A 12551-nucleotide genomic window follows, 5' to 3' on the forward strand; every position below is an offset into this window, starting at 1 on the left:
ATGGGGGTGCGCGGACCGGCCCCACCCGCTTATCCTTGACTGAGTCAAGGGTGAGGTGGTCGACGATGACAACCGGTACGGCATCCGATACGGCGCCCGGCGCGGCGTCCCGCTCCGCGGCCGACATCCGCGAGCTGCGCAGATTCAACCGCTTCTACACGAACCTGATCGGCGCGCTCGACTACGGCCGGCATCTGTACACGCCCTTCACCCTCACCGAGGCCCGGGTGCTCTACGAGCTCGCCCACCACCAGCGGGTGGACGCCGCGGACCTGCGCTCCTCGCTCTCCCTGGACGCCGGCTATCTCAGCCGGCTGCTGGGGAAGTTCGAGCAGCGCGAGCTGATCAGCCGCGGCCGGTCCGAGCGGGACCCCCGCCGCCAGCGCATCACCCTCACCGAGGACGGCCGGGAGGCGGCCGGCCTGCTGGAGGAGCGCTCGCAGGACGCCGCGGGCTCGCTGCTGCGGGACCTCCCGGCGGCGGACCGGGACCGCGTGGTCGCCTCGATGCGGACGATCCGCACCGTCCTCGGCGAGGGCGCGGAGGACGGGGACGGCACCGAGGACGCCGCAGCGGCGCCGCAGGGCCGACCAGGTGGCCGGGCCCCGGCGGCCGAGGTCGCGCTGCGCACCTCCCGCCCCGGGGACCTGGGCTGGATGGTGGAGCGCAACGCCGCGCTCTACGCCGCCGAGTACGGCTTCGATCTGAGCTATGAGGCACTGGTGGCCCGGATCGTCGCGGAGTACGCCGAGGACTTCGACCCGCGGTGGGACCGCACCTGGATAGCGGAGCTGGACGGCGAGCGCGGTGGCGCGGTGATGTGTGTACGGGACGGCAGGCCGGGGGTCGCCCGGCTGCGGTTGCTGCTCGTGGAGCCCGGCGCCCGGGGGCACGGCCTGGGGCGCCGACTCGTCGACTCCTGTGTGGAGTTCGCCCGGGACGCCGGCTACAAGGAGCTGGTCCTGTGGACCAACTCCGTGCTCGTGTCGGCCCGCAGGATCTATCAGCAGGCGGGGTTCGAGCTGGTCGCCGAGTCGCCGCACCGCAGCTTCGGGCGCGACCTGGTCGGCCAGGACTGGCGGCTGAAGCTGTGACGGCGGTGCGTTGGGCGTTCTCCACTCTCGGGGTGCCCGGCATGCCCGTGGCCGACGTCCTGCGGCTGGCCACCCGCGCCGGGTATCAGGGGGTCGAGCTGCGCGCCCATGCGGAGGAGCCGGTGCACCCACTGCTGGGGATGCGCGAACGGGCCGCGGTGCGCGGGCAGTTCGCCGACGCCGGTGTCGAGGTGCTGGCCGTCGCCGGGTACGCCCGGGTCGCCGCCGCGCGGGACGCGGCGGGCGAGGAGGAGCTGGCGCACGAGCTGAGCGAGCTGGTGTGGCTCGCCGCCGATCTGGGGGCGCACTTCGTGCGGGTGTTCCCCGGGGGCGGCGGGCGGCCGGCGGCCGAGGCGGAGGCCGATGCCGCCCGGCGGCTCGCCGCGGTGGCTCCGCTCGCGGCCGAGCGGGGCGTCCGGGTCCTGCTGGAGACCCATGACTCGCACCGTACGGGCGCGGCCGCCGCCCGGATCCTGGGCCCGGTGGGCCATCGCCATATCGGCGCGCTGTGGGATGTGCTGCACAGCTGGCTCGGTGGCGAGGAGCCCGCCGACACCCATGCCGCGCTCGCCCCGCAGCTGGGCTACGTCCAGGTCAAGGACGTCGTCTCGGCGAAGGACACCACTCCCGTCCCGCTCGGCGCGGGCGCCGTGCCGCTGGGCGCCGTCCTGGCCGCGCTGGTCCGGGGCGCCCAGGGTCCCGCGCCCGCGTTCGAGGACGCCGACGGCCGGGGCCGGGGCGGCTGGCTGTGCTGGGAGTACGAGAAGCGCTGGTACCCCCAGGCCCCGGACCTCCCCGACCTGCTGGCCCCGGGCCGGGCATACCTCCAGCGGCTCCTGGAGGACACCGCCACCTGACCGGCCCACCCTGGTCCGCCGCGCACGATTTTGACGCCCCCTCACACACCTCGGCCCGCCCCGCAAGAGCTGGGCGCCGCCTCGGATGGAGTCATTGACCGACAATAGTTTTCCGGCTATCCGTGTCTCCTTGGAAGTTTCCTTCAACGAGTCGAGGAAGCCCCCCGGAAGGAGCGCAGATGCACTCCAGACGTACCGTCCTGACCACCGCGGCCGCCGCGGCCGCTGCCGCCGCTGTCGCCGGCGCCGTGCCCGCGCACGCCGCCCCACCCACCCCCGGGCGGCAGCCCGTCCCCGATGCCGGCACCCTGGCCCGGCTGCGCCGCCTCATCGCCCGTATGACGCCGGAGGAGAAGGCCGGCCAGCTCTTCGTGATGCGGGTCTACGGTCACTCCGCCACCGACCCCGACCCGGCGGACGTGGCCGCGAACCGGAAGGAGATCGGCGTCGCCAACGCCGCGGAACTGATCGCCAAGTACCACGTCGGCGGCATCATCTACTTCAGCTGGGCGCACAACACCCGCGAACCGCATCAGATCGCCGATCTGTCCAACGGCATCCAGAAGGCCGCCGCCGCCCAGCGGGTCCCCGTGCCGCTGCTGATCTCCACGGACCAGGAACACGGCATAGTGGCCCGGGTCGGCGCCCCCGCGACGCTGCTGCCCGGGGCGATGGCGCTCGGCGCGGGCGGCAGCGCCGCGGGGGCGCGTACGGCGGGCCGGATCGCCGGTCGGGAGCTGTACGCCATGGGCATCCGGCAGGACTACGCGCCGGTCGCCGACGTCAACGTCAATCCCGCCAATCCGGTGATCGGCGTCCGCTCCTTCGGCGCCGACCCGCAGGCCGTGGCCCGTATGGTCGGCAGCCAGGTGAAGGGCTATCAGGACGGCGGGGTCGCGGCCTGCGCCAAGCACTTCCCCGGGCACGGCGACACCGACACCGACAGCCATGTCGGGCTGCCGTACATCCACCACAGCGCCGAGGAGTGGGAGCGGCTGGACGCGCCGCCCTTCCGGGCGGCGATCGACGCCGGTATCGATTCGATCATGACGGCGCATATCGTCGTGCCCGCCTTCGACCCGAGCGAGGACCCGGCCACGCTCTCCCGCCCGATCCTCACCGGCATCCTGCGCGAACGGCTCGGCTACGACGGTGTGGTGGTGACGGACTCACTCGGCATGGAGGGCGTACGGGTGAAGTACGGCGACGCCCGGGTGCCGGTCCTGGCGCTCAAGGCGGGCGTCGACCAGCTGCTGAACCCGCCGGATCTGTCCGTGGCGCACGCCGCCGTCGTCAAGGCCATGGCCGAGGGCGAGCTGGCGGAGCCCGACATCGACGCCAAGCTGCTGCGCATCCTGCTGCTCAAGGAGCGGCGCGGGCTGTTCCGGGACCCGTACACCACGCACCAGGACGTGGACCGGGTGGTCGGCACCCGCGAGCATCTGGCCGCCGCGGACCGGATCGCGGGCCGTACGACCACGTTGCTGCGCAACGACGGCGGCGTCCTGCCGCTGTCGCGGCGGCGGCAGCCCCGGGTGCTGGTGGTGGGGGCGGACGCGGCCGCGCCGTCGGGGACCGGCGGTCCGCCGACCGCGGTGCTGGCGAAGGCCCTGACCGAGCTGGGCTTCACCGCCCATGCGCTGGCCACGGGCATGACGCCGGACCAGCGGCGGATCGACGAGGCGGTGGCGGCGCTCGGCGAGCGGGACGCGGTAGTGGTCGCGACGTACAACGTCTCGGCCGGATCGTCCCAGCGCAAGCTGGTCGCCGCGCTGCTGGGCACCGGCAAGCCGGTGGTGCAGCTGGCGGTCCGCAACCCCTACGACATCGCCCGGCTCGACGGCGTCCGGGCGGCCCTGGCGAGCTACTCCTGGACGGATGTGGAGCTACGGGCGGCGGCCCGGGTGATCGTCGGGCGGCGGGACCCGGCGGGCCGGCTGCCGGTGGCGATAATGCGCGCCGACGCCCCCGATCAGGAGTTGTTCCCGATCGGCCACGGCCTGGCCTATCCCTGACCCGCCGTCGGTCACGGTCACGGCGCGCTCCCCTGCCGCGGGGAGCGCGCCGTGGCGTCTTCTCAGTGCGTCACGGCCGCAGCATCGGCACGCGGCGGATCTCCTGCTTGTCCAGCTTCTTGTTGTACGGGGCCAGCGGGGTGGCCTGACCGCTCGGGGCGGGGACGCCGGCCCAGTCCAGGAGCTCGGCGGTGGCCTTGGTGCGGTCGGCCTCCTTCAGCTTGGCGATGTTGGAGCCGTGGTTGCCGCCGGGGACGGTGAACAGGTACGAGTCACGGGCTCCCGCGCCGAGCTCGAAGTGCTCCGAACTCCACGGGTCGTACTCGCCGTTGACGAACATCATCCGGTTGGCGTGGTGGCGCACCCAGCGGTCGACGTCGGGCATCGCGCGCGCGTCGAAGCGCATCGGGATGTCCTTGGGGACGAAGGTGCGGGAGTTGTTGATGCCGGGGTACTTCAGCAGGCCGACCAGGTTCGGGTAGGCGTAGCCGGGCTCGCCGAGCTGGGTGCCGGCCTGGTAGTAGTACGGCGTGTACGGCTCCATGCCCTGGTCGGTGTAGCTGTCGAAGCCGCCGACCTTGTCCATCCACTTCCACAGCTCGTCGGTGGAGACGGTCGGCTTGGGCACCTCGGCGCAGGCGGTCTCGGCGGGCTGGTACTGCCAGAAGCCGAACACCAGGTCCGTGACCATGACTTCGTAGGCCCGGTCGGCGCTGCCGACGGTCTTGAAGGTCTGCTTCTCCTTGTCGGCCCAGGCCTGGAAGCGGTCGACCATCTCCCCGCGGCGCACCAGGGCCTCGCGCTCGATGGCGGCGAGGGCGGTGCGGCACTGCGCGGTCCCGACGGTCTGGAAGAACCGGTCGTAGGCGGCGTCCTCGTCGTTGCGCACGTCGTTGGGCGCGACGTAGGCGACGGTGCCGTTCATGTCGTGCGGGAAGAAGCGGCGGTAGTACGTGGCGGTCATGCCGCCCTTGCTGCCGCCGGTGGCGATCCAGTTCTTGCCGTAGATGCCGTGCAGCGCCTGGAATATGCGGTGCTGGTCGTTGGCGGCCTGCCGGATGTCCAGCTTCTTCCAGTCCGTGGGCGCGGGCCGGGACGGGGTGAAGTAGCGGTACTCCAAGGAGACTTGGTTGCCGTCGATGATCTTGGTGGGTTCACTGCGGGACGGCGTGGTGCCGACGTTGTAGCCCGAGGTGAAGAACACCGTCGGGCGGTCGTCCGACTTGTGCAGCAGGGTCAGTCGCTGCTGGAAGGTCCCCTTCGAGGGGTGCCGGTGGTCAATCGGCTGGGTGTAGTTCAAAACGAAGTAGCGGTAGCCGTCGACCGGCTTCTCCTCTACGAGGCTCATCCCCCGGATCGCCAGGATCCGGTCCTTGATGTCCTCGGTCTTCGGCTCGGCGGCGGTGGCCGCTCCCGCCGAGGCGCCGCCGGCTGCGGCCGTGCCTATGAGCACGGCGAGCGACAGCAGCCATCTGGTGGCCTTGTGCATGCACCCTCCCCTTGGGATAGCAAAGGTGCAGCTGAACCTATCGGCGCGCGGGGGGTGCCACCAGCCCCCGGCGCCATCCGGTGGATCTCCCCCGCGGCGCGGGGAGGGCCCGCGCCGCACGGGCCGTCAGGCCACCAGTTCCTCCTCCTCGCCCGTGAAGGTGCGCCACAGCCGCGCATACCGCCCGTTGCGCGCGAGGAGTTGCGCATGGCTGCCGTCCTCGGCTATGCGGCCCTGGTCGAGGACCACGACGCGGTCCGCGCGGGCGGCGGTGGTCAGGCGGTGGGCGACGATCATGGTCGTGCGGGCGCCGGCGAGGCGGTCGGTGGCCTGGTTGACGACGGCTTCGGTGGCGAGGTCGAGGGACGCGGTGGCCTCGTCGAGCAACAGCACGTCCGGGTCGACGAGTTCGGCGCGGGCCAGCGCCAGCAGCTGCCGCTGGCCGGCGGAGAGGTTGCGGCCGCGCTCGGCGACCTCGTGGAGGTAGCCGCCCTCCAGGGTGGCGATCATCTCGTGGGCGCCGACGGCCCGGGCCGCGGCCTCGACCTCGGCGTCGGTGGCGTCCGGGCGGCCGTAGGCGATGGCGTCGCGGACCGTGCCGGCGAAGAGGTAGGACTCCTGGGGGACCACCCCCAGGCGGCGGCGGTAGCCGGTCAGGTCCAGTTCGCGCAGGTCGGTGCCGTCGATCCGGACGGCGCCGGAGGACGGGTCGTAGAACCGCGCGACCAGCTTGACCAGGGTGGACTTGCCGGCGCCGGTCTCGCCGACGAAGGCCACGGTCTGGCCGGCCGGTATGGCGAGCTTGATGCCCGCGAGCGCCGGCTCCTGGCTCTTGCCGTAGTGGAAGTCGACGTCGTCGAAGACGATCTCGCCGCGCAGCGCAGGCACCTCGCGGGGGCGCTCGGCGGCGGGGGTGGTGGTCGGCTCGCGCAGCAGCTCCTGGATGCGGCCGAGCGAGACGGACGCCTGTTGGTAACCGTCGAAGACCTGGGAGAGCTGCTGGACGGGGGCGAAGAAGAGGTCGATGTAGAGCAGATAGGCCACCAGGGCACCGGCCGTGAGGGTGCCCGAGCCGACCCGACCGGCGCCGACGATCAGCACCAGGGCGGCCGCCACCGAGGACAGCAGCTGGACGAACGGGAAGTACACGGATATCAGGAACTGGCCGTGGACCCGGGCCCGGCGGTAGGCGTCGCTGCGCTCGGCGAAGCGCTCCTGGCCGCGCCGCTCGCGCCGGAACGCCTGGACGATCCGCAGCCCGGCCACGTTCTCCTGGAGGTCGCCGTTGACGGTGCTGATCCGTTCGCGGGCAAGCTCGTAGGCCTTGACGCTCTGCTTGCGGAAGAAGTACGTGCCGATGATCAGCGGCGGGAGGGTGGCGAAGACGACCAGGGCGAGCTGGACGTCGATGGCGAGCAGCGCGATGAGGATGCCGAAGAACGTCAGCATCGAGACCAGGGCGGTGACCAGGCCGGTCTGCAGGAACGTGGAGAGCGCGTCGACGTCCGTCGTCATCCTGGTCATGATCTTGCCGGTCAGCTCGCGCTCGTAGTAGTCCAGCCCGAGGCGCTGGAGCTGCGCGAAGATCTTCAGGCGGAGGGAGTACAGGACCCGCTCGCCGGTGCGGCCGGTCATGCGGTTGCCGCCGATCTGCGCGGCCCACTGGGCGAGCACCACGATCAGGGCGAGCGCGGCGGCGGCCCAGACGCCGGCGAGCACGCCCCGGCGGACACCCTCGTCGATGCCGTGGCGGATCAGGACCGGCAGCATCAGCCCGGCGACGGCGTCCACGGCGACCAGCGCCAGGGCGAGGGCCAGCGGCCCGCCGAAGCCGTGCAGCAGCCGGCGCAGGCCGTAGGCGCGCTCGGGGCGCACCGCCCGGTCCTCGTCGATGCCGGGGGTGTCCTCGGCCGGCGGCAGCGCGGCGACCTGGGCGAGCAGTTCGGCCGTCGCCGGGGTGCCGGCCGTCGCGGCGCCCAGGCCGGGCCCGGCGGCGGCCGCGCGGGGCGCGACGCCGGCCCCGCCCGCCTCGGCGTCCTGCTCGCGGCGGACCCACAGCTCGGGGGTGACGGCTCCGGCCGCCGGGACCGTCCGGCCCGGCTCGCCGTCCGGCTCGCCGTCGAAGGGGTCGAGCCCGTCCGGTCCGGCGCCGTCGGGGGTGTACTCCAGCAGCCCGGTCGCGGTGCGGGCGCCGACCAGTTCGCCCGCCGGGTCGCGCTCGATACCGCCCAGTTCCTCGGGGTCGGTCAGCAGCCTGCGGTAGAGCGGACATCGCTCGGCCAGTTCGTCCTGGGTGCCGACGTCGACCAGCCGCCCGCCGTCGAGGACGGCGACCCGGTCGGCGAGCGCCAGGGTGGAGGCGCGGTGTGCGATGAGCAGGGTCGTACGGCCCGCCATGACGCCGCGCAGCGCCTCGTGGATCTCGTGCTCGACCCGGGCGTCGACCGCGGAGGTCGCGTCGTCGAGTACGAGCAGCCGGGGGTCGGTGAGGATGGCCCGGGCCAGCGCGATGCGCTGCCGCTGGCCGCCGGACAGGGTCAGCCCCTGCTCGCCGACCTCGGTGTCGTAGCCCTCGGGGAGGGCGGAGATGAAGCCGTCGGCCTGGGCGGCGCGGGCCGCGGCGCGCACCTGCTCGTCGGTGGTCTCCGCTTGGCCGTAGGCGATGTTGTCGCGCACCGAGTCGGAGAACAGGAAGCTGCTCTCGGGGACCAGGCCGATGGCGGCCCGCAGCGACGGGAGCGTCAGCGAGCGCACGTCGTGGCCGCCGACCAGGACGCGGCCCGAGGTGACGTCGTAGAAGCGGGGCAGCAGCAGGGAGACGGTGGACTTGCCGCTGCCGGACGTGCCGACCACGGCGACCGTCTCGCCGGCCTCGATGCGCAGCGAGAAGTCCTCCAGGACGGGGCGGGCGGGGCCGGTCCCGTCGCCGTCGTGGGTCGGTGCGTAGCCGAACGTCACCCGGTCGAAGGCGACGGTGGCCGGGGCGTCGGCGGGCAGTTCGTGGGCGTCCGCGCGCTCCTGGATGAAGGGTTCGGTGTCGATCAGCTCGTAGACCCGCTCCACGCCGGCGCGCGCCTGCTGTCCGACGGTCAGCATCACCGCCAGCATCCTGACCGGGCCGACCAGCTGCGCCAGATACGTGGAGAAGGCGACGAAGGTGCCGAGGGTGATCTGTCCCTGGGTGGCCATCCAGCCGCCGAGGGCGAGCATCGCGACCTGGCCGAGGGCGGGTACGGCCTGGAGCGCAGGGGTGTAGCGGGCGTTGAGGCGGACCGTGCGCAGCCGCCCGGCGAACAGCCGGCCGGAGACCTCGCGCAGCTTGCCGGTCTCCTGCTCCTCCTGGCCGAAGCCCTTGACGACCCGGACGCCGGATATGGCGCCGTCCACGACGCCGGCCACCGCGGCGGCCTGGCTCTGGGCGTACCAGGTGGCGGGGAAGAGCCGCACCCGGCTGCGCTGGGCGATGAACCACAGGGCGGGGGCGACGGCGAGCGCGATGACCGTCAGCAGCGGCGAGAGGACCGCCATCACCACCAGCGAGACCACGAAGAGCAGCACGCTGCCGACCATCATCGGCAGCATGAACAACAGGCTCTGGATCAGCTGCAGGTCGCTGGTGGCGCGGCCGACGACCTGGCCGGTGCTCAGCTCGTCCTGCCGCCGGCCGTCGAGCCGGGAGATCGCGGCGAACATCCGGGTCCGCAGATCGTGCTGGATGTCCAGGGCGAGCCGGCCGCCGTAGAAGCGGCGCAGGTAGGTCAGGACGTAGACGACCACGGCGGCCGCGATCAGCACGCCGGACCACAGGGCGAGGGACCGCTCGTGCCGGACGATGACATCGTCGATGATCAGCTTCGGCACGAGCGGGATCAGCCCCAGCACGCCCATCCCGGCGAGCGAGGAGCCGAGCGCGAACAGGACGTCCTTCCTGTACTGCCAGCAGTCGCGGGTCAGCCGCCGCGCCCAGCCCACCCGGACCTTGTCCGTATCCGCGCCCGCCACCCCATGCCTCCCACCCGTCGACGCCTATCGCCAGGCACCAACGCCGCGGGGTGCGATTTTCATCCCGTCGTAACAATCCGGCTCGTGATCACTTCACCCGCTGCACCGTGAGCTCCGTGATTCCCGGGTGCGGCCTGGGCTTTCCGTCGGCCGCCGGGGTGCGGTCGCCCTCCACCACGACCCGTACGTACCGGGCGGGGGTCCGGCCCGCGTACCCCGTCCCCGTCCAGTGCTCACCGTCCGTGGAGACCTCCGCCCGATAGGCCTTGGGGCGGGTGGCGGTCCAGTGCGGGGTGATCTGGCCGACGCGGGTGGTGCGGCCGAGGTCGACGGTGAGGGTGCCGGTGGCTGCGTTCGGGACCCAGGCGGTGGTGTCGTTGCCGTCGACCGCGGCGGCCGCGTACATCCCGGGCTCCTCCGAGGTCGCCGTGGCCGGAGTGCACCGGGCGGCGTTCGAGGTCGCGGCCAGATCGGGGCGGCGGGTCTTGAGGACGGCCGGCACGCCCCGGCTGACGAGCTGCTCGCCCTGGGGCGACTCGACGGTCATCGGCGCCCCGGAGGTCAGCCGCACGGTGGTCTGGTGCGCCCCGATCGCCACGTCGTACGTCCGCCCCTGCCAGCGCAGACCGCGCAGGGTGACGCCGTCGGACAGCTGCGGCGGCAGCATCGGGTCCAGCCGCACCCGGTCCTCGCGCAGCCGCAGGCCCGTCAGCCCGTGGGTGAAGGTCTGCAGGAATCCGCCCTTGCCGGTGAGGAAGTCCTGCGCGGGCTGCCCGGCGTGCGGGTCCGAGGCACCGGCCTTGCTGCCGCGCGCCTCGGAGAACTGCGCGAACGGCCCGCGCACGAACGGCTTGATGGAGCGCAGCAGATAGGTGTACGTCGAGCAGCCCGGCTCGCCGATCCCGGCCGCGTCGATGGCGTGCACCGAGTCGGTCATGGCCGGGCCGTCCGGGTCGGTGCGCGCGGCGTAGAAGTCCAGCGTGCGCGAGGCCTGTGTGGGCGACATCGGCCATTCCAGCGGGTACATCAGCAGGACGGTGTCGGCCTGCTTGATGGTCGTGCCCCGGTAGCCGGCGTACTGCTCGAAGACCTTGTTGCGGCTGTCGTAGGGGATCCGCAGGTGGTCGGCGACGGTGGTCCAGGAGGCGGGTGCCCGCTCGCCGAGGAGTGCGGCGGCGCGGGTGGCGTGCCGCAGCGCGGTGGCGGCGCCGGCGTTGGTGAAGACGCCGTCGGTGACGCCGTTGCTGTACTCGTCCGGACCGGCGACGTTCTTGACCGAGTAGCTGCCATCGGCGTTGCGGGTGGCCCGGGAGGCCCAGAACTCGGCGATGCCCTTGAGGACCGGCCAGCCGCGGGAGCGCAGCCAGGCGGTGTCCTTGGTGGCGAGGTAGTACTGCCAGGCGGCGAGGGAGATATCGCCCATGAGGTGGTTCTGGGTCCGGCAGTGCGGCGGGTCCCAGCTGTGGCACTCGCTCCACAGGGCGCCGTCGCTGCCGCTGGTCCAGGGGTAGAACAGCCCGTCGTAGCCGAGCTTCTCGGCGTTGGCGCGGGCCCGCTCCCGGGTGCGGTAGCGGTAGTCGACGATCGACCTGGCGAGTGCGGGGTGGCCGGCGAGCAGCCCCGGGTACATCCAGGTCTCGGCGTCCCAGAAGACCTCGCCGGCGTAGTTGTCGCTGGTCAGACCGGTCGGGCCGATGCTGTTGGCGCTGCCGGTGCGGGTGGCGGACAGCAGTCCGTACTGCGCCGAGCGCACCCAGGACTGCAGGTCGGGCCGCCCGTGGACCTCGATGTCGAAGCGCCACAGGCGCTGCCAGGCGGCGGTGTGCCGGGCGAACAGGTCCGGCCAGCCGCGGTCGGCGGCCCGCAGCGCGGCGGCGCGGGCGGCGGCGCGCGGGGAGCGGGAGGTGAGCGCGGTGTCCACGCCGACGTACTTGGTCAGCTCGTACGTCCGGCCGCCGCGGACCGGGAAGGTCGCCCGCTGCCGGCTGGTCAGCCCGTCGGCCCGCGGCTCCCGGCGGGGCTGCGCCGGGCGCACCTGCGGGCCGGTGCGCAGGGTGGAGGCCACCGCGCCCTCGGTCTTCGTGCCGTCCGTGCGGAAGCCGACGTCCATCGTGCCGGGGGCTCCCCTGCCGCCGGCGGGGGTCTTGGACGGCTGCACCCGGCGGGCGCCGCGTCCGTCGAGGGTGTCGGTGACGGTGGCGGCGCCGCTCCAGTGGGGCGTCATCCGCAGGCGTACGGCACCGGTGTGCGCGTCGTTGCGGTCGGCGAGCACGTCGTAGACCAGGTCCGTGCTGCGGCCGTCGGCGGCCGTCCAGGTCAGCGACGTGCGGACGAAGCCGCAGCGCAGCGAGAGGGTCTGGCGGTAGTGCGAGATCCGGCCCGGTCGGGTGGCGGAGGAGAAGGTGTCGGGGCGCTCGCCGCCGGTGGTGACGTCGAGGGTGGTCCAGGTGGGGATGGCGGCGACGGCCTGCCGCCCCTCGACGTTCTCGGGACCCTTGGCGTACAGCCCGGAGACGAACGAGCCGTCGTAGGCGGGGGTCTTCAGCGGCCAGCCGGTCTTGCCGCCGGGGGCGGCGTAGCCGGTGCCGTTGGGCGGCACCCGCTGTCCGAGGTAGCCGTTGCCGACGTAGGCGTGGTGGCTGTCCTTGGGGTCGATCCCGGTGGCGGTGGCGCTCCAGCCGTCGCCCTGCTCGCAGGGGCCCTGGGAGGCCGGGGCGCCGGACGGCGGCCGCGGCGGCGCGGCGGACGCCGATATGGGCGCGAGGGCGGCGACCAGCGCGGTGGCGAGTATCGGGGCGACGAGCCCGCGGGAGCGGCGGGGGGCGGGCCCGCGGCGCGGTCGGTCCGGGTCCTGCGGTGCGCGGTCCGCGGGGGAAGGTGCCGAGAGTTCCATGGTTCTCCGTCGTACGTACGCGGTCCGTGCCGCGGCCCGCGACACGGACTTCACCTTGAACATCATCAGGCCCCCGCCTTCACCGCACCCTAGGACGAATAGGCCGTCCGGGTCACGGACTTGGCCTTATCGACGCGCCGACGGCTCGGCTCATATTGCTCCGATTGGTCAAAGCGCCACGCATGCGGCACACTTTTAGAC

Annotated in this window: 6 protein-coding genes; 3 read left to right on the forward strand and 3 right to left on the reverse strand. The window is 73.1% G+C overall.

Going from position 1 to position 12551, the window contains the following annotated elements:
* The first annotated feature begins 65 nt into the window (after positions 1 to 65).
* From WAB15_RS15520 to WAB15_RS15530, 3 genes are all read left to right on the forward strand, one after another.
* On the forward strand, positions 66 to 1094 hold the full coding sequence (locus WAB15_RS15520) for a GNAT family N-acetyltransferase (RefSeq protein ID WP_399146819.1): 1029 nt from the start codon (positions 66 to 68) through the stop codon (positions 1092 to 1094).
* A gap of 41 nt (positions 1095 to 1135) precedes the next feature.
* Entirely contained in the window at positions 1136 to 1951 is an 816-nt protein-coding gene (locus WAB15_RS15525; RefSeq protein ID WP_407286620.1) for a sugar phosphate isomerase/epimerase family protein, read from the forward strand.
* Between the two features lie 179 nt (positions 1952 to 2130).
* Positions 2131 to 3966, forward strand: coding sequence for a glycoside hydrolase family 3 protein (locus WAB15_RS15530; RefSeq protein ID WP_407286621.1), 1836 nt, complete (start codon positions 2131 to 2133; stop codon positions 3964 to 3966).
* Between the two features lie 70 nt (positions 3967 to 4036).
* Here WAB15_RS15530 and WAB15_RS15535 read toward each other — a convergent pair whose 3' ends face one another.
* The 3 genes from WAB15_RS15535 to WAB15_RS15545 all read right to left on the reverse strand — a co-directional run bounded on the left by WAB15_RS15535 (position 4037) and on the right by WAB15_RS15545 (position 12350).
* The gene (locus WAB15_RS15535) at positions 4037 to 5455 is read right to left on the reverse strand and encodes a S28 family serine protease (RefSeq protein WP_407286622.1); all 1419 of its coding nucleotides are present in this window, start codon (positions 5453 to 5455) and stop codon (positions 4037 to 4039) included.
* A 126-nt stretch (positions 5456 to 5581) separates the two neighbouring features.
* Positions 5582 to 9457 (reverse strand): ABC transporter ATP-binding protein, encoded by a 3876-nt coding sequence (locus WAB15_RS15540; protein WP_407286623.1) that lies wholly within the window; start codon positions 9455 to 9457, stop codon positions 5582 to 5584.
* Between the two features lie 88 nt (positions 9458 to 9545).
* Entirely contained in the window at positions 9546 to 12350 is a 2805-nt protein-coding gene (locus tag WAB15_RS15545; RefSeq protein ID WP_407286624.1) for a discoidin domain-containing protein, read from the reverse strand.
* Positions 12351 to 12551 lie beyond the last annotated feature (201 nt).

Source organism: Streptomyces sirii, assembly GCF_045690365.1.
Classification (GTDB): domain Bacteria; phylum Actinomycetota; class Actinomycetes; order Streptomycetales; family Streptomycetaceae; genus Streptomyces; species Streptomyces sirii.